This window comes from Tsuneonella sediminis, assembly GCF_051912845.1.
GTDB lineage: Bacteria > Pseudomonadota > Alphaproteobacteria > Sphingomonadales > Sphingomonadaceae > Tsuneonella > Tsuneonella sediminis.
This window is the reverse complement of the sequence record NZ_JBNCBU010000001.1, coordinates 668238-689954: the sequence shown is the minus strand read 5'-3', so window position 1 is coordinate 689954 and position 21717 is coordinate 668238. Positions and strand designations below refer to the sequence as shown.

At 63.9% G+C, this 21717-nt stretch carries 20 protein-coding genes and 1 tRNA gene; 10 read left to right on the top strand and 11 right to left on the bottom strand.

All coding sequences use genetic code 11. The features are described 5' to 3' along the window. Window positions 1-17 precede the first annotated feature (17 nt). The 4 genes from ACPV3N_RS03490 to ACPV3N_RS03475 all read right to left on the bottom strand — a co-directional run bounded on the left by ACPV3N_RS03490 (window position 18) and on the right by ACPV3N_RS03475 (window position 4119). Window positions 18-590 (bottom strand): flavoprotein, encoded by a 573-nt coding sequence (locus ACPV3N_RS03490; RefSeq protein ID WP_440114709.1) that lies wholly within the window; start codon window positions 588-590, stop codon window positions 18-20. Further along, entirely contained in the window at window positions 587-1663 is a 1077-nt protein-coding gene (locus tag ACPV3N_RS03485; RefSeq protein WP_440114706.1) for a radical SAM protein, read from the bottom strand. Before ACPV3N_RS03485 ends, ACPV3N_RS03490 begins: the two co-directional genes overlap by 4 nt. Before the next feature lie 15 nt (window positions 1664-1678). Beyond that, window positions 1679-1873 (bottom strand): hypothetical protein, encoded by a 195-nt coding sequence (locus tag ACPV3N_RS03480; protein ID WP_440114704.1) that lies wholly within the window; start codon window positions 1871-1873, stop codon window positions 1679-1681. 179 nt (window positions 1874-2052) lie between these two features. Further along, window positions 2053-4119: a B12-binding domain-containing radical SAM protein gene (locus ACPV3N_RS03475; protein WP_440114701.1), complete on the bottom strand. Its 2067-nt coding sequence runs from the start codon at window positions 4117-4119 to the stop codon at window positions 2053-2055. A 657-nt stretch (window positions 4120-4776) separates the two neighbouring features. Here ACPV3N_RS03475 and ACPV3N_RS03470 point away from each other — a divergent pair. Genes ACPV3N_RS03470 through ACPV3N_RS03455 form a run of 4 tightly spaced genes read left to right on the top strand, consistent with a single transcriptional unit; the run spans window position 4777 to window position 8655 of the window. Beyond that, the gene (locus tag ACPV3N_RS03470; protein ID WP_440114698.1) at window positions 4777-5166 is read left to right on the top strand and encodes a response regulator; all 390 of its coding nucleotides are present in this window, start codon (window positions 4777-4779) and stop codon (window positions 5164-5166) included. Further along, on the top strand, window positions 5163-6188 hold the full coding sequence (locus ACPV3N_RS03465) for a YaiO family outer membrane beta-barrel protein (protein ID WP_440114695.1): 1026 nt from the start codon (window positions 5163-5165) through the stop codon (window positions 6186-6188). Before ACPV3N_RS03470 ends, ACPV3N_RS03465 begins: the two co-directional genes overlap by 4 nt. Further along, complete coding sequence (locus tag ACPV3N_RS03460) at window positions 6185-7219, top strand: HEAT repeat domain-containing protein (protein WP_440114692.1); 1035 nt, start codon at window positions 6185-6187, stop codon at window positions 7217-7219. Before ACPV3N_RS03465 ends, ACPV3N_RS03460 begins: the two co-directional genes overlap by 4 nt. Continuing rightward, window positions 7216-8655, top strand: a complete 1440-nt coding sequence (locus ACPV3N_RS03455; protein ID WP_440114689.1) for a glycosyltransferase family 2 protein — start codon at window positions 7216-7218, stop codon at window positions 8653-8655. The genes ACPV3N_RS03460 and ACPV3N_RS03455 overlap by 4 nt, the downstream gene beginning before the upstream one ends. On the opposite strand, the gene ACPV3N_RS03450 is transcribed toward ACPV3N_RS03455, so the two are convergent. From ACPV3N_RS03450 to ACPV3N_RS03435, 4 genes are all read right to left on the bottom strand, one after another. Next, window positions 8652-8921 carry an Hpt domain-containing protein gene (locus ACPV3N_RS03450; RefSeq protein WP_440114686.1) on the bottom strand — a complete coding sequence of 90 codons (270 nt, stop codon included), beginning with the start codon at window positions 8919-8921 and terminating at the stop codon, window positions 8652-8654. The genes ACPV3N_RS03455 and ACPV3N_RS03450 overlap by 4 nt on opposite strands. Beyond that, window positions 8918-9280 (bottom strand): response regulator, encoded by a 363-nt coding sequence (locus tag ACPV3N_RS03445; protein WP_440114683.1) that lies wholly within the window; start codon window positions 9278-9280, stop codon window positions 8918-8920. Before ACPV3N_RS03445 ends, ACPV3N_RS03450 begins: the two co-directional genes overlap by 4 nt. After that, window positions 9277-11385 carry a sensor histidine kinase gene (locus ACPV3N_RS03440; protein ID WP_440114680.1) on the bottom strand — a complete coding sequence of 703 codons (2109 nt, stop codon included), beginning with the start codon at window positions 11383-11385 and terminating at the stop codon, window positions 9277-9279. The genes ACPV3N_RS03445 and ACPV3N_RS03440 overlap by 4 nt, the downstream gene beginning before the upstream one ends. Before the next feature lie 101 nt (window positions 11386-11486). Beyond that, complete coding sequence (locus ACPV3N_RS03435; RefSeq protein WP_440114677.1) at window positions 11487-13514, bottom strand: TonB-dependent receptor plug domain-containing protein; 2028 nt, start codon at window positions 13512-13514, stop codon at window positions 11487-11489. 210 nt (window positions 13515-13724) lie between these two features. Here ACPV3N_RS03435 and ACPV3N_RS03430 point away from each other — a divergent pair, with 210 nt between their 5' ends. After that, window positions 13725-15401: an alpha/beta fold hydrolase gene (locus ACPV3N_RS03430; protein WP_440114674.1), complete on the top strand. Its 1677-nt coding sequence runs from the start codon at window positions 13725-13727 to the stop codon at window positions 15399-15401. 80 nt (window positions 15402-15481) lie between these two features. Beyond that, complete coding sequence (locus ACPV3N_RS03425; RefSeq protein ID WP_440114671.1) at window positions 15482-16462, top strand: NAD(P)H-dependent flavin oxidoreductase; 981 nt, start codon at window positions 15482-15484, stop codon at window positions 16460-16462. A gap of 3 nt (window positions 16463-16465) precedes the next feature. Here the strand turns inward: ACPV3N_RS03425 and ACPV3N_RS03420 are convergent. Both ACPV3N_RS03420 and ACPV3N_RS03415 read right to left on the bottom strand, forming a co-directional pair. Continuing rightward, window positions 16466-16540: transfer RNA gene (locus tag ACPV3N_RS03420), tRNA-Gln, on the bottom strand. Then, window positions 16520-16669 (bottom strand): hypothetical protein, encoded by a 150-nt coding sequence (locus ACPV3N_RS03415; RefSeq protein ID WP_440114668.1) that lies wholly within the window; start codon window positions 16667-16669, stop codon window positions 16520-16522. The genes ACPV3N_RS03420 and ACPV3N_RS03415 overlap by 21 nt, the downstream gene beginning before the upstream one ends. Window positions 16670-16704: 35 nt before the next feature. On the opposite strand from ACPV3N_RS03415, the gene ACPV3N_RS03410 reads away from it, so the two are divergent. Beyond that, window positions 16705-17076, top strand: coding sequence for a c-type cytochrome (locus ACPV3N_RS03410; protein WP_440114665.1), 372 nt, complete (start codon window positions 16705-16707; stop codon window positions 17074-17076). A 12-nt stretch (window positions 17077-17088) separates the two neighbouring features. Here ACPV3N_RS03410 and yghU read toward each other — a convergent pair whose 3' ends face one another. Then, window positions 17089-17967: a glutathione-dependent disulfide-bond oxidoreductase gene (yghU, locus tag ACPV3N_RS03405; protein ID WP_440114662.1), complete on the bottom strand. Its 879-nt coding sequence runs from the start codon at window positions 17965-17967 to the stop codon at window positions 17089-17091. An 83-nt stretch (window positions 17968-18050) separates the two neighbouring features. Between yghU and ACPV3N_RS03400 the strand changes: the two genes are divergently transcribed. From ACPV3N_RS03400 to ACPV3N_RS03390, 3 genes are read left to right on the top strand one after another with little or no spacing between them, the layout of a single operon-like run. Further along, entirely contained in the window at window positions 18051-19061 is a 1011-nt protein-coding gene (locus tag ACPV3N_RS03400; protein ID WP_440114659.1) for a DNA topoisomerase IB, read from the top strand. A gap of 49 nt (window positions 19062-19110) precedes the next feature. Then, window positions 19111-19638 (top strand): CinA family protein, encoded by a 528-nt coding sequence (locus ACPV3N_RS03395; RefSeq protein ID WP_440114656.1) that lies wholly within the window; start codon window positions 19111-19113, stop codon window positions 19636-19638. Then, on the top strand, window positions 19635-21695 hold the full coding sequence (locus tag ACPV3N_RS03390; RefSeq protein ID WP_440114653.1) for an NAD(+) synthase: 2061 nt from the start codon (window positions 19635-19637) through the stop codon (window positions 21693-21695). Before ACPV3N_RS03395 ends, ACPV3N_RS03390 begins: the two co-directional genes overlap by 4 nt. Window positions 21696-21717: the final 22 nt, after the last annotated feature.

Below are 21717 nucleotides of genomic sequence, written 5' to 3'. Positions count from 1 at the left end.
CCCCGCGCCTTTCCATTTTAGCTAGCTGCGAGTCCATCCGCATCCCCCACTACCGACAATGAGTTCGCGACGTGCTCCAAAACCGACAACACCGAAGGGAAGCCGCAGGGTACGCGAGCACCGTTTGCCGCACGCAAGGCATGCGCTTCTTTTGCAAAGATGAGGCTCATCCCTGCCTCTTCCAGTAAGCGGAGATTGCGTTGCACGATCTGTTTGCTGAATGCCGCCTCGTTTAGCGCAGGAACAACGAACACGGGGATGTCACAATGCACGGCGATCGCTGAAATCAGATCGTCAGCAGCGCCGGTCGCCAGTCGGGAGATCTGTGCCGCTGATGCCGGCATTATCACAAGTGCGTCAGCGGATTCTGCCAGCTCTATGTGCGGAATGAAGATCCCGTTTGACGACTGAAACATGTCGCTGAAGACCTTCCCACGCGCAAACGCCGAGAGAACCTCGACATTCACAAAGCGATGGGCGTTCCTAGAGAGTACGACCGTCACCTCCACACCCTGATCTGTGAGTATCAAAACCTGCTGTGGAATTGCGGTAGCAGCTCCGGCGCCGCAAACGCCGAGCAGCCATCTCATGATACAAGCGCCGCCTTGGCTGCACGAGTCTGACGATCCGTGGCCAGAAGCTCGCAGAGAGCTTCGCATGCCTCGTGATATTTGCTCTGCTCCCGGCTTAGCACGCACATCTTGGCACAACTCGCCTCGTACCTGCAGCCCCCACACACTTCGGGAACGTGGGAGCGCATTCTTAAGCGCTCCTCGACGAAATCACCCATGATATCGGGAAGCTCCGCACTCCAATTCGGCGTATAGGCCTTCTTGAACTCGGAACGCTCGGCGCGAGCCATGCTGCAGGGGTAAAGGCAGCCGTCATCTGCAAGCAGAAGCGCCTCGTCCACTGCACCGCAGCTTTGCTCCTTTGCGGAGACGTAGATGCGGTGCCGTTCAGCAAGGTAGTCAGCTACCCGCGGCATGGTGGGCAGATAGAGATAAAAATTGCCTATACGGGATGCGGTTCGACAGAGGTCATCAAGCACCCCAAGGAATGCAGCGGCCGAAGGGACCCCAAGACTTGTCTTCTCAATCTCGACATACTTGTTTACAAAAATATCGGCGATGTCGAGTTCTGCCATCTTCAAAAAGAATGACTCGAAATCGTGACAGTTTTGCTCAGCAAGAGTTAGGGCAACTGCGAGCCGAAAGCGATTCTCGCCCCGCACGTTTGCAAGGTTTTGAATGCCGCGGAAAATGCGATCAAATGTGCCCCCACCCCTTATCCGGTCGTTTGTGGCCGCCGTTCCTCCGTCTAGGCTGACCGCAACAAGCTTCAGCTGGAGCGAAGCAAGGCGCTCCGCAATCACCGGCGTCACCAGTGTTCCATTTGTCGAGATGGAACACTGGACCCCGCCCGCACGGAGTACCTCCAGATAGTGGAAAAGATTTCTATCGGCTAGCGGCTCACCGCCGAGAAAAATGACATTCGTAACACCATTGCGCATGATGTCACGGCATCGTTCTTCCCCCTGCTCAACTGTAAGCGTGTGGGCTTTGTTGTTCAGGAAACGGCTATTGTAACAAGTCTCGCAGGAGAGGTTGCACCGGTTGGTAACCTCCCAGAACACAGTGTTTGGCGCTCCCGCGAGACTCATGACAAGGATCCCTGTTCAGCAAAGATTATTGTTGGTGTCGTCCAACGAGAGCGGACCGACCTTGCGAGTAACCTCCAAAATCTTGAACGCCTTGCCACCCACCGTCTCGTTGACAACCAAGCGGTCCTTGCCAGAGGATTTAAGCGCTGCGTCTACCTGCTCCCGGTCATAGTTAAAGATGACCGCCCCTTTCTCATTTTGGTTAGGCATTCTCAGTCTCCTTTCTTTTGGGGTTATACTCTAGCTCGAGGATGCCCTCTCTCCCGCTTGATCGAAGCAGGATGGGGCGGCCGTCGGCTATGCGGGACCGCTCAATGAGCTGCTCGAGATGGATGCGCATCGAAATTGGGCCTGGACTATTCGGCGCGACAAAACGTACATCTATATGGTCAGGCATGTTGAACACTCCTTGTGCTTGGATACTCTGCCCCCATCAATGTGCAGAACACGTGCAAAACATCCGGGCTACACATGGGCTGCTCCCCTCGACTAGTCTTGGCAAGTACCTCGACTACTGAGTCTTCGACTTCGAAAATACGCCTCCCGTTTGCCACAACCACGTTGAAGCTTCCCCGCGATAGGGCTTGTCCGTTCGGATCGTAAGCGCCGCCAATGATTAGCGCTTGGCGTGCAAGATGCGCATCTTCTTGCGCGCGTTCTGCCGCCGCTATGCTGAACGGAAGGACAAAGTGAGCAAATGAGACAGTAGCCTCTTGCTGGCATTCCTCGCGCACGGCATCACTTTCGACCAACAGGAGATGCTCCCGGGTTGGCACGGAAGTCCTCTCATCTATCTCCCTCACCATCTCGCTCCCCGTAATCTCATCATAGAGGCCATAGGCATCCTTCTGCCCAAGGCCTTCAGCCACGGTGAAGTTGAGATCTGGCCGGAGAGCGTCGGCGCCATCGGAAATCTGGACGCCAAATCGACCTGGATCTTGGTGAACGATAGAGTTTGTATTCAGAGTAAACGGCGAAAACCCGAGTAGCGCCAGCCGATGCTGGTGCTTGGACAGAAGCTCGACGGTTTTCTGAAAATCGGTTTTAGACTCTCCAGGGAAGCCGATGATGCACATCGCATGTGCAGCGATACCCACTGCCGCACAGTGCTGCAGAACTCGGTCGACGTCTTCAACCGCGATTCCCTTCCCCATCAGATCGAGCACTCGCTGTGAGCCACTCTCGAGCCCGAACGACAGGACTTTGCAGCCCGCTCTAGCCATCAAACTCAGAGTTTCGTTAGTTAGTGCGCGTTCAAATCGAATTTCAGTACCCCACCGTATAGTGAGGCCATTATCTAGTAAGAGCTTGGCGAAAGCCGAGGCTTTAGAAGGGGCAAGCGACTCGTCCACGAAGTAGAAGTGCCCGCAACCGTGGCGATCCCGGAGGCGCTCTATGTGCGCCAAAAGCCCATTGGCTTGGAGGGTCCTGTAATCATTTCCATACGTGTGAAAGTGCGTGCAGAAGGCGCAAGCACCCCAATAACATCCTCTGGAGGTGAGGAGCGGAAGGATAGGGCTTGGTGACAGGTACTGGGAGAGGTTTAAATCATCGAAGTCAGGTGTGGGCAGCTCTTCCATGCGTTCGCGGTGGCGCGTCTTAACATCGACCTCGGCTCCCAGACGCGTCATAAGATTAGGAGTATCAAGCAACCACGGGTCTTGTTGCGTTTCGAGGCAGTCGAGCAGGGTGACTAATGCGGTCTCGCCTTCATAGGCAATGACGAAGTCGAACAGCGTAGCCAAAGTAGGGTTGCTTGCCAGTAACTTCCCCACCTCGGGCATGAGGCTGCCACCCACAGCGATGGGGATGTCCGGCCAAGCGCTGCGGACGTAGCGGGCAAGTTCGAGCCCAGCGATGAGCTGACCGTAGTAGTTGATCGAGATACCGATCAGGCCTGGAGTATCGTCGCCTACCAAGGCGCACACCCGCTTCTCCAGAAATTCGGCGACGGGACTCCGCCGGCTTTTTACACCTTGAACGACTTCGCGTAAAGAAAACGGAGCTTGCCCACACCTGAATTCGGCTCGATTTACCGAATATTCGCTGTGCACCGCGCCGATCAGTTCAAAAACGTCATCTACAGCTTCGATGGCTCGCCTGCGCTCGACCTTGTTCTGAAAAAGTTCGGCGTCTCCGAAGCACTTCACAGCATCGCGTACGGCTAACCGGAGCTTGGGCACCATGGTGTATGCCCTTGCAACTCGGAAGTAATCAGCCTGCATCTCGAAAGGCAACGTGCGCATGCCCCCGTAACCATCCATTTTTTCGGCGAGTAGCGCTTCGCACGTCTCGATGAACTCGGGAGCGAGTAGATGCCGAACAGTCTCAATCGACAGATCGACAATCTTACAGCGGTGCCTGCCCGACGCGCGAATCGCTGCAGCAAGGCTGGGCAAGCCGAGAGGTGGATAGAACGGGTTGGCGATCGGGGGCGCGAGAAGGAGGGTGTACACGGCGCCCCCCTAATTCAGTTCAGTCAGATCTGAGAAACTTCCGACCAACACCACGAAGTGTGCCAAAGAGTACGGATCGTGTGCTACACATTCGCACCGAAGCCGGCATCGAAGCTCACAACTGAAGTGATCCGTCGGAACGCCCTTGAACAGCATACAAGACTCCGGCCCTGCCCGGACGAGCCAAGAAGCAGCGCCCGTCAGCAAATTGAGTCAGCGATTCGGCGATCGAAGCGGGCACTATGATGCAAGCTCAGATAGACATCAATAGTGTAAATGAGCCTGTTTCGCGAACAATTCCCCCACGGGATTCTGTCACACCAAAATGCACCGGCCCGTTAGAACCTGAGGTCAGAGGCGCACGCAAGCAACAACGGGTGGAGAACTCACATCTGCCGTTCCGACGGCGAGAATGAGCGATGCTGCGTTTCCGGCAGATGAAGCCGCTGCAGAAGTTCGGCTCCGACCATATCGCCTCCTCCACAATTACTTGGCGTAGGAACGCCACCCAAGTGCGCCTAGCGGAGACAAGCTTCGGTTAGACTGACAGCACCGCCATGACAGTTCTGCTAGACCCAATGCGCGCGGCCCGGCAGCACGTAGTCATCCCGCCTCTCCGTTATCCAGTTCTTTACCATGATGGCCGAGAGGCGGGGCATGCCCCATGCGCCATCCGCCACCGTCCTGATCGCCGACGACGAGCCGCTCCTCACCGACCTGCTCGAGTTCCGCCTGACCGCGCGCGGATACGAAACCGTAGTCGCGAGGGACGGGCGCGAAGCGCTGGTGCGGCTCGAGGAAATCAGGCCGCAGGCCGTCGTGCTCGACATGATGATGCCCGTCCACGACGGCCTTGAGGTCCTTCGCAGGATACGCGCAAGTGAACGGCACTCCGCCACGCCCGTGATCATGCTGAGCGCTCGGCGCGGGGAGGCCGACGTGATCGGTGCCCTCGAACTGGGCGCGAACGACTATCTCGTGAAGCCATTCCTGCCAGAGGAACTGCTGCTGCGCCTCGCGCGCCTGCTTGCAGGATCAGCCGCGTGACCGCGCGATCAATCGCGCTGGCGGTGACCGGAGTGCTCTGCGTGGCGATGGCGCCTCAAGCCGCAGCCGCTTCGGAACCGAGCGACTACGAAGCAGGCGTTGCGGCACGGCTCGACGGGCGGCCGGGAGATGCCCAAATCCTGCTGAACCGCTGGCTTGCGAACCATCCGGACGACGCTGATGCTTTGCTCCAGCTAGCGTTGACCGAGCTCGCATTGGGACGCCTCGATTCGGCGGAGAAGGGTTTTCACGCCGTGTTGTCGGCCGCGCCTGGGTACGCGGATGCGGCGGCGGGGCTGGAGACAGTCCGGGCACGCAGGCAAGCGGCCCACCGGCGCCAGCGCCCGAGCCTCGGGCTCGAAGGCGCGTGGAGCGATCTGACCCGCGGGCAGGCCGACTGGCGCGAGGCAACGCTCGAAATCGAGGTTCCAGTAGGAGCGGCGTCGGCGGGGGGGCGGATAAGCCATCTCGCTCGTTTCGGGGCCAAGGACACGGAACTGGAGGCGCAAACCCGCTTCCACCCGACGAGCGACACCTGGTTCCGCGTGCACGCGGGCGTCACGCCTCACGCCGATTTCAGGCCCGCCTTCTCGTTCGGCGGTGGTGCGGATTTCAGGCTCGCCAACGCGCAAAGCATCGTAGTCACGCTCGATGGCGCCTTTCAGCGGTTTCCCGCGCAGGACGTCGTTACGATGAATCCCGCCATTACCCGTTACTTCGACGCGGGGCGCACATGGGTCACTCTCCGGGGCGTGGCGACGGCCGCCGATGGTGGTCCGCTCGAGCTGGGCGGGCTGGCACGGATCGATCACGCGCCGGGAGAGCGGTGGCGGGTGTTCGTCGGCGCCGCCGACGGGCCGGACACCGACCTCGGCACGGTTGCCAGGACGAGCGCGGTTTTCGCGGGAGTCGCGGCCCCGATCGGACCCCGGATGTCGATCACGGGATCCCTGTCGCGCGAGTGGCGCGGCGGCCTGGGCGACCGCTCGGAATTCCGGCTCGCGATCAGGACCGGTCTTTGACCGCCACGCTGTACGCTCTCTGGCGATTCTCGCTGCTCCTGTCAGGCGCCGCGCTGGCGGCGATGGCGGCGCTGCTGCTCGCCCGGCTCGTCGACAAGCGAAGAGCCGAAAAGCGCGAGGAAGTGCGGCTCCGGTTGATCCCCATCCTGTTGCAGGGACGGGATATTTCAATCGAGCGGTCCCGGTTTGAGCGGCGCGTGGCGGCCGACCTGACCGTCGAGTTGGCCGAGCTTGTGCGCGGAAGCGATCGCGACGGGCTGATCGCTGCGGCGACACGCGTGGGTGCCGGCAAAGAACTGGCAGCGCGCCTGCGCTCGCGCGCACCGCAGGACAGGCTGGTCGCGGCCGAAGCGCTGGCGATGTTTCCCTCCTACACCCAGCAAGTGACCGCACTGGCTCTGAATGATCGCAACGCGGACGTTCGGCTGGGGGCCGCGCTGGCATTGGCGCACGAGGGGCGTGCGCCCCCGGTCGGTCAGCTCGTTCGCTGCCTCGGCATTGGATCGAGTGAACGATCTCTTCTGGTCGTGTCGCTGATGCGCGACCTCGCGCGGACCGATCCACACGCCGTCGAAGCGCTGCTTTACGACCTTGACGTTCCCGACGCCGCGAAGCTCGCGGCCACCGATGCGCTCGCCCAGAGCGGGGCGATCGATCACGCACCCCTTGTCGCATGGATGGCCGAAACAGCCGAAGAAGGCGGCGAGTTGCGGCCCCGTATATTCCGTGCACTCGGGCGCGTCGGCCATCCATCGGCCCATCCTGCGATCCTGGCCGGGCTCGACAGCGACCGCTGGCCGGTACGCACGACCGCCGCGGAGGCAGCGGGGCGCGCCGCGCTCGTCCAGGCGGTGCCACGACTTGGTGAACTGCTGGGCGATAAAGAGTGGTGGGTCCGCTTCCGCTCAGGCGAAGCGTTGCTGCGGCTTGGACCGGCGGGACACCTCGCACTGGAGGCGGCGGCAAATGGCGATCTCCCGGTCGCGCGCGAGGCGGCAAGGGTGATCCTGGCAGAGAAGAGGGCAGCATGATTCTGCCATCCGCATGGGCCCAGGACTGGATGGTCGGGGCTGCTGAAACGATAGCGCTGATCGTCATCGTCACCGGCCTGTTGCAGGTGGGCTTCTACGTCGTGCAACTGGCTTTTGCCGCACTCGCGCTGTCCAGGCGGCCGCCCGTGCCCCGCAGCGCGACGCTCTGGCGCCGCTATTCGGATGAGGCACCCCCGATCACGGTGCTCGCTCCGGCCTTCAACGAAGAGCTGACGGTGGTCGAAAGCGTGCGCTCGCTGCTTGCGCTCGAGTATCCGGATTTCGAAATTCTCCTGATCAACGACGGATCGACCGATCGCACCCTCGCCAGGCTGATCGAAGCGTTCGATCTCGCGCCGGTCGAGCGCTATGTCGACAGCGCGCTCTCCCACGCGGCGATCCGCGGCTTCTACGCCAGTCCCGCGCTGCCCCGGCTACTCGTCATCGACAAGGATAACGGCGGCAAGGCGGACGCCCTCAATGCCGGCATCAACAGTTGCCGCACCTCGCTGTTCTGCGCGATCGATGCCGATTCGATCCTCGAACCCGACGCGCTGCTGCGCGTCGTCCGGCCCTTCATCGACGAGCCCGATCTGACGATCGCAGCCGGGGGCACCATCCGCATCGCCAACGGCTGCACCATCGATTCCGGTCGGGTGGTCGAGGTGCGCCTGCCGCGCAACTTCCTCGCGCTGGTGCAGATCATGGAATACCTGCGGGCTTTCCTGATGGCCCGGCTCGCGCTCGGGAAGATGCAGGTCCTTACCGTGATCTCCGGCGCCTTCGGTCTGTTCAACCGGCAGCGCGTCGTCGAGGTGGGCGGGTACAGTCACGCCACCGTCGGCGAGGACATGGAACTGGTGGTCAAGCTGCACCGCCATATGCGCGACCGGCAAGAGCCCTACCGTATCGAGTTCATCGCCGAGCCGGTTTGCTGGACCGAATGCCCCGAAGACCTTGCGGTGCTGGGCCGTCAGCGCAGCCGCTGGCAACGCGGAGCGCTGGAATGCTTCGCGAAGCACAAGGCGATGTGCTTCAATCCCCGGTATGGGCGGATCGGCTTTATCGGCTTCGGGCAGATACTCCTCGTCGACGTCATCGGTCCGCTCGTCGAAGTGCTTGGTTACCTGCTGGTGCCGCTTCTCTATGCTCTGGGCCTGCTCGCCCTTCCGTGGCTACTGGCGTTCCTTTCGGTCACCTTCACGTTCGGCATATTCGTGAGCGTCGCGACACTCGTCCTCGAGGAAATCCAGTTACGCCGTTTTCCGCGTGTCCGTGCGATCCCGATCCTCGCCGCCGTCGCCGTGCTCGAGAATTTCGGCTATCGCCAGCTGTCGAACTTCTGGCGGTTGCAGGGATGGTGGCAATTCCTTCGCAGGCAGCAGGGGTGGGGGACTATGACCCGCAAGGGGTTCGCGACGGCGGCGACGAACTAGAGCGCTTCGAGCAGTTTTAACAGCTCGTCGGTCGCGTGGTGCGGATCGTGACCGGCATCGATTGCCTCTTCCACCGCGAGCGCGGCTTCCCCGATCGCAGCAAAGCCGAACATCCCCGCATTACCCGCAAGCCTGTGCGCGAGCGATGCCAGCGCTGGCAGGTCATTCCGCGCGAGAGCATCGCGCAGCGCCGCCCGCTTTTCGGGTGCCTGCGCAACAAAGCGCTGCCCCAGTTCCGCGAGTTTGGCCTGCAGTGCGTCGGTCACAGGAAGGCGCGCACTTGTGCTGCGAGGGTAATCGGATCGAACGGCTTGGCGATGACGCCGATCGCGTCGAGGGTGCGGAAATCGTGGATCTCGCTCCGCTGGGCCCGGGCAGTAACGAACACGACCGGGATGGCGGCGGTGCGCGAATCGGCGCGCAGGCGGTCGAGCACCTGCGGACCGTCCATGCCGGGCATCATCACATCGAGAAGAACCAGGCTCGGCCGCCATTCGATCGCCGCAGCGATGGCCTGTTCCCCGCCCTCGGCCGTCCTCACCTCGAAGTGGGGATCCAGCGACAGCGCCATGTCGGCGATCTCGCGGATATCGGGTTCGTCGTCGACGTAGAGGATCCGGGTCATGCCGCCCTCCGGTTCATGCGCTGGATCAACGCCATCGTGGTCTCGACGAGTGTGGCCACCGCGCTGCGGCTCTTGATGAGAACCGCGTCGACGTTATGCGAGGCGGGTGTCCCGTCGAGCGCGGTGAAGATCACCACGGGCAGATCCTTCGCAGATGCGCGCAGACTGTCGATCAGGTCGAGGCCGCTCTCCGGCGGCACGACGACGTCGACGATCACGCCCGCGAGATTGCGCTGCGTTACCTCCTTGCGGGCATCGGCGAGCGAACTTACCGACACGACCGCGGCCTTTCCGGCGAAGGCGCTGGCAACTACCGCCAGGCAATCCTGGTCGTCGTCTAGATGCAATATCGCCGGCAGGCCGTGCTCGGGCTGGCCGGGTCGCGCGTCCTCGCAGTCGGCGAGCGGCAGCTCGAAACTGAACACGGTCCCGCCTCCGTCCCGATCGGAGAAGGTCAGCGCCCCCCCGTGCAACTGCGCGATTTCCCTCGCGATCGCGAGGCCCAGGCCGGTGCCGCCGCGCCGCCGGCGGTCGGACCCGTCGGCCATCGCGAACTTGCCGAATATCCGGTCACGGAAATCCTCGGGGATGCCTTCTCCACGGTCCCGAACCTCGATACGTGCGCGCCCTCCGGCGTTTTCGATCGCTATTTGAACCGTTCCTTCCGGTGGAGAATGCTTGATCGCGTTGGAGACAAGGTTGGTCAGCAGCTGCTCCAGCCGGTCGGGGTCCCCCATCACCGCGATCGGCCATGGCGGCATCGACAGTTCGATGGCAACCGAGTGAGCGTCGCCGAAGGCACGGTTTGCCTGCGCCGTTCGCTGGACGAGGGGGACGAGCGACATTCTCCTCAAGTCGAACTGCATCTTGCCGGATTCGATCTTCTCGATGTCGAGGATATCGTTGATCAGGCGGATGAGCCGTTCGCAATTGCTGTGGGCAATCGACACGAGCCGGGCGACCTTTTCCTCGAGCGGACCTGCGGCGCCCGCGGCGAGCAGGCCGAGCGATCCGCCGATCGAGGTCAGCGGAGTGCGCAGTTCGTGGCTTACCGTGGACACGAATTCGGTCTTCATCTCCTCGATGCGCTTGCGTTCGGTCACGTCGCGTATCACCGCGACATAGGACACGTCCTCGCCATCGCTCACACGGCTTATCGAAACATCTGTGGCCAGGGTGGTGCGGTCGGCGCGGCGGCCGATGAACTCCTGGTGCTCGCCGGAACCCTGCGAACCCGCAACGCCAACCTGACGTAGCCATGCGATGCTGTCGTCCAGCGGCGCGGGGCTCGCCATCAGGTTGGTGTTGTGCATCCCGACCAGCTCGGCCGGAGTGTAGCCGAACAGGCGCGTCATGCTCGGGTTGGCTTCGCGGATGTATCCTTCGGCATCCAGCACCAGCATCCCGTCTACTGCGCTGTCGAAGATCGCGCGGTTGCGCGCGCTGAGCGCACGTACGCGTTCCAGGGCCGACTTGCGCAGCCACATCGCTCGCCAGATTACCACGGAGAGGAGCGCGAGGAGGGTGACGAGGGCGCCCAGAGCGCTGTTTATCAGGAATTCGGCGCGCACACGCTTGCGATCCCTCGCCTGCGTCAGGACTGCAAGCCGGCTCGCCTCCGCCCGGTCGAGACGCGCGATCTCGGCTCGCAGCGCCTCCATCAGCAAGCGTCCTTCGCCCTGTGCGATGGTGCCGCGCGCGGCTCCGGCGTTTCCGCGTGCAACGAGGTCGATCGTCATTTCGGTAAAGCGAAGTTTCCGGCTCGACAGGGCTTCGACGCGCGTCAGGTCGGGCCCGGCGAGAACAGGCGCAGCGGAGCGGTCAAGCCTGCGCTCGATGCGAGTGCGGGCTCTCTCGTAAGGTTCGAGGAACCGTGGATCGCCCGAGATGACGTATCCCCTTTGGCCCGCTTCGACTTCCTGGTGATCTGACAGGATCTTGAGCAGTTCCTGCCGCGCCGAAACCGATTGTTCGACCGACGTGCGGAGCGCCCGGTTCTGGGCAAACTCGTTCTGGATCTCGAAAAAGACGAACAGCAGGCTCGTCGGGATCGCGACGAGCGCGAGCAGCGCCGCCGCGCGGCTGAGTCCTTTGAACCGGTTCATCCTTGCGCGTTACCATCAACATATGACCGAGTTCTCAATCGACTGGCGCGTAGCATCCGCAACCTTCCCTGGCCTCCCCATCGCGGGCACTCGCAGGCACGCTACAACCCGAATTCCACTCCTGCCCAGATCGTGCGGGGCGCGCCAAGATCAATCGATCCGCCCTGGTTGCGCGTGAAGACGATCTCGTCGGCCAGATTCTCGCCGCGTATCAGGAGCGCGAACCTGCGGGTTACCGGCAAGCGGGCGAATGCATCGAGCGTGGTCGCGGACGGCAGGAGGTCGGTCTCGAGGTCGTTCTCGAATTGCGCCCCGACATGCCGTAGGGTTACGGCCACCAGGGCCTTGCCCGCCGGTCGCCACGAGAATGTTCCCCCGGCGAACCAGCGCGGCGTCTGGGCGGGGCGCTTGCCGTCGAGCGCTGCCGCCGCCCCGCTGCCTCTCGCCCGCGAAGCCGTGTAGGCCAGCGATCCGTCCAACCTGAACGAGCCGATTGCCACTCCGGTACTGGCTTCCACACCACGAGCCTCGATAGCGTCGAGGTTCTGCCGCTCCCGCAGGTTCGGACCGATCGTCACGTTGGCGATTGCGTGTTCGACGCTATTGTCGAACGCGGTGATCGAAAGGTCCAGAAATGCGGCGGGACTGAAATCCACCCCGGCTTCGTAACCTTCGAGGCGTTCCGGCCGCAGCCCGGGATTGGCCCGGGTCGTTACGGGAAAGACGGTGAAGGGCCGGTAGAGTTCGTTCAGGGTTGGTAGCCTCAATCCGGTATAGCCTGCCGCGCGCAGCCGCAATCCGCTGCTGACGCGGGCGACCACCCCACCGCGTAGGCTCGTCTCCCAGCCGGAACGATCGGGATAGCGTTCGTCGATGACAATCGATCCGGAGGCGTTGCGCGCCTGGTAGAACCCGTCGCGGATCGTGTAGCGGTCCGCGCGCGCGCCGCCCGTCAAGGTTATCACGCCGACGCTTACGTCGTTTTCGACGAAGACCCCCAGGTCGGTGTTCACGCCGCCGGCGTTGCGGCGCTGGGTCACCGCGCCGGTAGTGCCGTTGATGGCGTCCTCGTATAGCTCGCCGCCGGACCTGCGGTAATCCATGCCGAGGCGCAACACGTTCATGGTTCCGGTCGGGGGGCGCAGTTCAAGCTTGCCGCCCAGTCCGGTCGCCGGGGTGTTCCGTTGGTCGAGAACGGGCCGGAAAGTGGCAGAACTGACGACGAGGTTGGTGAAGTTGCGCGCCTGGACATAGCCCAGCGCGTCGAACTGCCACCGACCGCGACCCACCACGCGCAACGAGGCGTCCTGTCCCGCGGTCGACGAATTCGCGCCGTCGAACCGCAACGTCCGTTCGTCGCGGTAGGCGAGGCCGCGCGCCTGCAATTCGATGGTATCGCCGATCGGCGCCACGCCGCGCGCCTGGACCGACCACGCATCGTATGCGGCGCGCGCCGTGGCGGGAACGCGCTGGTCGCGCGGTGTCGTATGGAACCCTTGTCCGCGGTCCCATCGACCCGAAACGACCGCGAAACCCGCACCCAGCTGCGGGGCGATCGTCATGCCGACTTCTGTTTCGCTGCGATCGTTGACCAACGCGCGCGCGCCGATTGGGCCGAGCGTCCGCGCGTCGGCGCTCGACAATTCGATCGTGCCCGCTAGCGCCCCCGCTCCGAACGGCCCGGAGCCCCCTCCTCGGGTCACGCGCGCGCTGGCCAGCCGTTCCGGCGCGATCGCGCTGAACGGGATGTACCCGAAGAACGGGTCGCTCATCGGCACGCCGTCGAGAAGGATCTGTGCCCGGCTCGAGGCATTTCCGCCGAGCGCGCGAAGCGTGACGCCCTGTGCGCTCGGATTGCTGGACCGGCTGTCCGATCGGCGGAACTGCTGGAATCCCGCCACCGCGGCGAGGGCGTCTTCGATACGGCCCGAGCCCGTTGCGACGAGTTGCTCGCGGCCGAGTACCTGCGTGTCATATGCAGGGGTCGCCGGGGGGTCGGGCAAGCCCGCGCCGGTCACGACTATCGCGGGCTCGTCACCTTGGCGGTCCTGCGCCTCGAGCGGGGCAGCTATCCAGGCAATCCCGATAGCGGCAGCGCAGGGCGCAAATCTCGATGCGCGGACAATCACAGGTTCATTGGCTCCTCGGGAACTGGGCGACGCGGGCGCTCGACGGCCAGTGGGGCGCCGCCATGCAGGCCACCATACGCAGGCCGCGGCCGACAACCAAGCCTCCGGGGTCGCCCGCCTGCGCGTCGGCAGGGAAATCGCGAATGGCCAGGAAAATCGCCGCCATCCATATACTTGCTACCCTGCCGGTTTTGTCACACGACTGCCTGCATGGGGGTCGGGGAATTTCACATCACGGCGATCATGCCCGGGCCGAGCGCGGTCGCACTCGGCTCTGCGGGCGACGCAACGTTCCTGTCCGGCTGGCAATGCGAAGAATTGCTGGGCCTCATCGGGTCGGCGCGCTGTTGCCGCTTGCTTCCGCGGGGCTGGGCGGAAGGCTGGCCCGGGCGCGGCAATCTCTTCCTGGTCGACGGCAAGGCGCTACGGGATAACTGGGCCGCATCGTGCGGGGTGGCGCGAGATCACCCGCGTCCCCTTGCCCTGGTCCTGCGGTTCGCCCATCCGGCATGGGATGTTGCAATCGGTCGCATCGCCGAGGCTTATGGCCTTTCGGCCGTCGAGGCTGCGCTGGCCAACGCGCTTGCCGAGTTTGGCGATTTCGAGAAAGCTGCCGCGTCCGCGGGTCTCAAACGAGTGCCCGCGCGCAATGCGGTCATGCGGCTGCGCGCGAAGTTCGGAACCCGCAACCTTGCGGAAACGGTCGAACACATCCTGATGATCATGTTCGGGCCGCGTTCGGACGACTTCAAGCCGGTCGACGACACGATCGCCGACATGCTCGAAATCGGTCCGCGCCACTTGTCCGTCGCCCGGGCAATCGCGGGAGGATCGCCGCGCAAGGCGATTGCCCGGACTAACGGCATGTCGCTGGCAACGGTGAAAGCCCTGCTTGCGGAGATTTACCAGCGGCTGGACGTCACCTCTGCGGCCGAGGTTAGCTGCGTGCTGGCGCAGGCGTCCAACATCGCGGAATCCTTCCTCGACCGGCCTGACGGTGCGCTCGACCCCGCGCCCGCCCTGCGTCATGCGTCGGTCCGCGACGGTGCGGGGCGAACGATCGCCTACTCGGTGTTCGGCGACCGCGGTGCACCCGCCATCGTCCTGCTTCACAGCTCGATCTGCTGCCGTCATCCACCGACCCGCTTCGTCCGGTGCCTTAACCGTCTGGGATGGCAGGTCATCGTCGTCGACCGCCCCGGCTTCGGGGAGACCAGCAATGCCGACTCCGAAAGCGCGGATGCGCATTTCGCCCAGGCCGCGGACGACCTCGTCCTGGTCCTGGACGAAGAAGGAGTCCCGAAAATCGTGCTGGTCGGTCGAAGCACGGGGCAGGGGGCGTTCTTCTTCACGGACCGGCTCGGCGACAGGATCGAACGGGCGATCCTCTTCAATCCGACTCCGCCGGTACATCACTCGCCGGTCGACAAGGGACCTCTCGGGGCGCTCAAGCGACGCTATGCGCGAAGCCCGGGGTCGATCCGCCTGCTGATCGGGTTGTTTCTGCGCTACGCGACGCCCGAACGGATCGTAGTGGGAATGCGGCGGTCGTTCGCGCAAAGCGATCCCGATCTGAAATCCCTCGATGATCCCCGTGTTGCCGAGGACTATCTGCTCGCAACGATGCCCCTGCGGAAAAACCTGTCCGGCTACATCGTCGAAAATGTCTCGTGGGCGAGGGGCTGGGAACCGCATCCGCGCGGCCGGACCGACCATTACACGCTCGTCTTCGGACGGCACTTCGTCCTGCACGATCCGCAGGTTTCCCGGCGGTACTTTTCCCGGCTGCTCCCGCGAGCGGAATGCCACGTCGTCGTCTCGGCCGGCCAGATGATCCTCTATTCGCACCCGGAGGAAGCTGCAGCCTGCGTCGGAAGTCCCGCCTGACTTCGGGCATTTCGCTTGCCCTGCCGCCGTGCTCGCGTAAGGTTGACGCAAACGTAAAGCGAGCAAGCAGGGAGTGGACGATGGCGTTCAAGACGCGGATCACGGAGATGTTCGGGGTCGAGACACCGATCCTCATGGGGGGCATGACCGGCGTGGGTTACGGCGAACTCGTCGCCGCCGTCGCCGAGGCCGGCGCGCTCGGGTTCATCACCGCGCACATGTATCCCAGCGGTGCCGCGCTCAGGGAGGAAATCGACAAGGTTCGCGGGCTGACCGACAAGCCGTTCGGCGTGAACCTGACCCTGCTGCCGTCGATCAACCCGATCCCTTACGACGAATACCGCGAGGCGATCATCCAGAGCGGTCTCAAGATAGTGGAGACCGCCGGGCGCGCGCCGACCGATCACCTGCCCGCGTTCAAGGAAGCCGGGGTCAGGGTGATCCACAAGTGCACCAGCGTCCGCCATTCCGAAAGCGCGGTGCGCAAGGGCGTGGACGTGATCAGCATCGACGGGTTCGAATGCGCTGGGCATCCGGGCGAGGATGACGTCGGGCTTGTCGTCCTGCTGCCCGCTACCGTGGATGCGCTTCCCGACACGCCGATCGTGGCGAGTGGCGGCATGGCCGATGGCCGCAGCCTGGTCGCCGCGCTCGCGCTGGGTGCGGACGCGGTCAACATGGGCACGCGCTTCTGCGCCACGCAGGAAGCGGCGATCCATCCCAACGTGAAGCGCCAGATCGTCGAGAACACCGAACTCGACACGGTGCTGGTGGGCCGGCCATTCCGTAACACTGCGCGTGTCGCACGCAACGCGGTCTCCGAAGAGGTCGCCGCGATCCAGCGCAACCCTGACACCACGTTCGAGGAAGTGAAACACCTCATGGCCGGCGCGCGCGGGCGCGAACTCGTCTATGCAATGGGGGATATGGACGGCGGCATCTGGTCGAGCGGGCAGAGCCAGGCGCTGATCCACGACATCCCGACCTGCAAGCAGCTGGTCGCCAACATCATGGCGCAGGCCGAGGCGGTGCGGGCCCGGCTTGGCTCGCTGGACGATTAGCGCTGGCTGGGGCGGCAGGATTCGAACCTGCGAATGCCGGTACCAAAAACCGGTGCCTTACCACTTGGCGACGCCCCAGCAGCGCGGCGCTCCTATAGCGACCTCGCCGCGCAAGGAAAGACCCGGTACCGATTCAAGAACGCGGGCGGCGCGGGTCAGGCCGCATGCGGGGCTGGCTGCCACGGCCAGCGATTTGATCTGGATCATTGCCGCCGGGAATGCGGATCACCAGTCTCCTGGGAATGACGAAGCTGCTGATCCCCTTGGCGTGCGCTGCCCTGGCCGGTTGCCACTCGTTTGCGCCAAGATCCGATGACACAGGTGCGATGGACGCCGGCAGCGCGCTTGAGGCACGGGGCTACAAGCTTGCCGTCAACCGTTGCGCCGATTGTCACTCGGTCGATCATGCGGAAACCTCGCCGTTGGCGCTCGCGCCCAGCTTTTCCGCCATCGCGAATTTGCCTGGCTTGACCCCCGCAACGCTGGCGCAGTGGATGCGCGACCACCGCAACTATCCGGACGAGATGTATTTCGAGATTCCGGCGGAGCACATCGAGGAACTGGCGGCGTACATGTTCACCTTGCGGCGAACGGATCCCCCGCGTCCCGATTGATCCCTGCGGCCGTCAGGCGCTCTCGAGCGACTTCCAGGGGACGCGGTCGAGCAATTCGGGCTTTTCGATCGCGTCGAAATCGGCCGCCGAGTGGCGTTCCTTCATGTTGGACGTGTTTACGATCCGGCCACGCCGGACCGCAGGCCTGTCTTCGAGCGCGCGGACCCACCTTGCGAGGTTGGTGTATTCGTGCACCGACAGGAACTTCGCCGCGTCGTTGTAGGCATCGCCCCGCAACAACGCGCCGAACCAGCCGTAGGCCGCGACGTCGGCGATCGAATAGGCGCTTCCCGCGAGAAATTCGGTTTCTGCCAGCCGCAGATCGGCGACCGAAAGAATGCGCTTCGTTTCCATCGCGTAGCGGTTGATCGGGTATTCGAACTTTTCCGGAGCGTAAGCGTAGAAGTGACCGAAACCGCCGCCGATGAACGGGGCGGTGCCCATCTGCCACATCAGCCAGCTCAGCACCTCGGCACGGGCGGGATTTTGCCGGGGCAGCAGGAAATCGAATTTCTCCGCCAGGTGGATAAGGATCGCGCCGCTTTCGAATACGCGGAAGGGTTCCGCGCCGCTGCGGTCCTCCAGCGCGGGAATCTTGCCGTTGGGATTGAGCGCGGTGAACCCGCTCGAGAACTGGTCGCCCTCGCCGATGTTGATGATCCACGCATCGTATTCGGCATCGTGGCCCGCCTCGAGCAGTTCCTCGAACATGATCGTCACTTTCTGCCCGTTCGGGGTGCCGAGCGAGTAGAGCTGGAACGGATGCGCGCCGACCGGCAGTTCCCGGTCGTGCCGAGCGCCGGCGGTGGGGCGGTTGATGCTGGCGAAACGACCCCCGTTCTCCTTGTCGTGTGTCCAGACTTTCGGCGGGGAATAGTCGGTACCGGTCATGCGCGAGACGCTCCGTGTGACGTTCAGAAGAAGATGGACATGGGCTCGCGGAACCGCAAGCCGCCAATGCCGTTGCGCAGGTCATGGTCGCTCAATCCAAGCTCATATATGTCGACGACGACATGCCGGGCATCACGCGCAAGCGCAGCGGTCGTGGATGGGCCTATTACGATCCCAAGGGCGAGCTGATCACCGATCCGGACGAGCGGGACCGCCTGAACCGGGTGGCACTCCCGCCCGCCTATACCGACGCATGGTTCTGCCCGGCGCCGAACGGCCACATCCTCGCCACCGGTATCGACGCCAAGGGGCGCAAGCAGTACCGCTATCACCCTGATTTCCGGACTGCGCGCGAAAGCGAGAAGTTCGACGGCTGCGCATCTTTCGGCCGGCTCCTGCCGCTCGTGCGCAAACGGGTCGAGATCGACCTCAAGGCCCGGGCCCTCACCCGTGAGCGCGCGATCGCAAGTGTCGTGCGCCTGCTCGACCTCGGCGCCATCCGCATCGGCAACGATGCCTATGCGCGGTCGAACAAGAGCTTCGGAGCAACGACGCTGCGCCAGCGCCATGCGCAGGTGAAAGGCCAGACCATCCGGCTCAAGTTCAGGGGGAAGAGCGGGGTCGAACGCGAAGTGGTGCTGTCGGACCGGGCGCTCAGCCGGGTCGTGCGGGCCATGCAGGACCTGCCGGGTCAGCGATTGTTTCAGTACGAGGACGAGAACGGCGATCTGCGCTCGGTCGGGTCGGCGGACGTCAACGATTACCTGTGCGAGACGATGGGCGATCATTTCACCGCCAAGAGCTTTCGCACCTGGCATGCCAGCGTCCTGGCACTCAAGGTCCTGGCCGAGGCCGAGGGACAGGTGACGCTGAAAGCCATGCTCGAGGAAGTGGCCGATCACCTCGGCAACACGCCAGCGGTGACGCGGCGCAGCTACGTGCATCCCGCGGTCATCGCGCTCGTCGAACGGCAGCAGAAATGGCGCAGCGCCTTGCGGATGCCGCGCGCGACCCGCTGGCTGGGACGCGAGGAACGGGCGCTGATCGATCTTCTCGAGGGATCACCCCGGGCCAGCAAGCTGCTTGCTGCGTGAGCGGGAAGGACGGTACGGAACGCTCCCGCCGAGCCGGGGTTGAGCCCGCATGACAAAGAACAGCGACAAGGCCGAGACGCTTGACCACGCCTTGCCCGATGCACTGCAGGAGAGGGCCTGCCGTGTCCTCGATCTGGCGCATGAAAAGGATCTGTCGCTCGCAACCGCCGAGAGTTGCACGGGCGGATTGCTGGCCGCCCTGCTGACGGACGTCGGCGGACGCGGCCATGTATTCGATCGCGGTTTCGTGACCTATGCGGAAGCGGCGAAAACCGATCTGCTCGGGGTGGACGCCGGGCTGATCGACAGCGTCGGCGTGGTGAGCGAGGATGTGGCGCGCGCCATGGCGAAGGGAGCGATCGCGCGGTCTGACGCCGACGTCGCCCTGTCGGTGACGGGCTTTGCGGGCCCCGGCGGGCCGGGCGACGAGGAAGGGCTTGTGCACTTCGCCTGCGCGACCCGTGACGGGGCCTGCGCCCACCGCGAGGAGCATTTCGGATCGATCGGTCGCGCGGGCGTCCGGATCGCCGCGCTTGAAGTCGCGCTCGCGATGATGGAAGACGCGCTCCACGCATGAACGACGCTTCGGACCGCTTCTATTCCCTGCACGCGCACGGGCTCGTGCGCGTGGCCGCGAGCACCCCGCAGGTGCGCACGGCCGACGTGGCGTTCAACCGCGACGCCATTCTGGAAGAAGCGAGGCGCGCGCACGACGCGCACGTGGATCTCGTGGTCTATCCGGAGCTGTGCCTGTCGTCCTACGCCATCGACGACCTCCATCTCCAGCTTGCGATGGTCGAGGCGGTCGAGGCGGCAGTGGCCGACATCATAGAGGCAAGCAGCGATCTCGACCCGCTCCTGCTCATCGGCGCGCCGCTGCGGCACAATGGCCGCCTGTACAACTGCGCGCTGGCTATCCATCGCGGGCGGCTGCTGGGTGCCGTGCCCAAAAGCTACTTGCCGAACTACCGCGAATTCTACGAGAAGCGCTGGTTCGCCAATGGGCGGCTGATCGAAGGGATCGAGATCGCCGTGGCCGGAAGTCAGGTCCCGTTCGGGACCGACCTGATCTTCGCCGCCGAGGATCTGCCCGGGTTCCGAGTGGCGGTCGAGATTTGCGAGGATTACTGGGCCCCGGTTCCCCCATCGACCCGCGCCGCGCTCGCCGGGGCGACGATCCTGTGCAACCTGTCCGCGTCGAATATCACCATCGGGAAGAGCGACGAGCGCCACCTGCTCAGCCGGTCGCAGTCGAGCCGCGCGGTGGCGGCGTATGTCTATTCCGCCGCCGGGCACGGCGAGAGCACGACCGACCTTGCATGGGACGGGCAGGGCATGATCTACGAACTCGGCGACCTCCTTGCCGAGAGCGAACGCTTCGCCTTGCAGCCCGAGCTCTGCATCGCTGACGTCGATTGCGAACGCATCCTGTCCGACCGGATGCGGATGCAGACCTTCAACGACGCGGCCGAGCACGAGGGCCGCCCCGAAGACAGTTTCAGGATCGTGCCTTTCGCGCATGAACCGTCGTTCGCGGACATCGGACTTGTCCGTCCCGTGCGGCGCTTCCCGTTCGTGCCCAACCGTCCCGACAAACTCGACGAGGATTGCTTCGAGGCGTTCAACATCCAGGTCGACGGACTGATGCGCCGGATCGAGGCGACGAAGCCCAGGTCGCTGGTGATCGGGGTGTCGGGCGGCCTCGACAGCACGCATGCGCTCATCGTTGCCGCCAAGGCCTGCGACCGGCTGGGCCTGCCTCGCGCAACTATCCGCGGATACACGATGCCCGGTTTCGGGACCTCGGAAGGCACCAAGTCGAACGCATGGAAACTGATGGAAGCGCTCGGCATCACGGCCGAGGAAATCGACATCCGGCCCGCCGCGGAGCGCATGCTGCACGATATCGGTCATGCGTATGCGCAGGGCGAGCCGGTCCACGATACCACGTTCGAGAATGTCCAGGCGGGGCTTCGCACCGACTATCTATTCCGGCTCGCCGGCCAGCACGGCGGGTTCGTGATCGGCACCGGGGACCTGTCGGAACTCGCGCTGGGCTGGTGCACATACGGCGTCGGCGACCAGATGAGCCATTACGGGGTGAACTCGGGCGTTCCCAAGACGCTCATCCAGTGTTTAATCCGCTGGACGACGCGCACCGACCAGTTCGACTCGGTGACCGACGCGGTGCTAGAATCCATCGTTGGCACTGAAATCAGCCCGGAACTCGTTCCTCCCGGCGATGGCGGCGAGATCCAGAGCACGCAGAGCATCATCGGCCCGTACGAGCTGAACGATTTCTTCCTCCACCACACCATCCGTTGGGGTCAGAAGCCGTCGAAGGTCGCGTTCCTTGCCTGGCACGCCTGGCGCGATGCGAGCCGCGGCCGGTGGCCGCTAGCCTTCCCTGAGGATGCCAAACACGAATACGACCTCGTCACGATCCGCCACTGGCTCGAGAACTTCCTGCGCCGGTTCTTCGGTTTCAGCCAGTTCAAGCGCAGCGCAATGCCCAACGGTCCCAAGGTTAGTGCCGGCGGTGCGCTCAGCCCCCGTGGCGACTGGCGCGCGCCGTCGGACGCGGTTGCCGATGTCTGGCTCGACGAGTTGCGCTCTAGGGTGCCCGAACGCTAGTATCGTGTGGAGCAATCCGGCG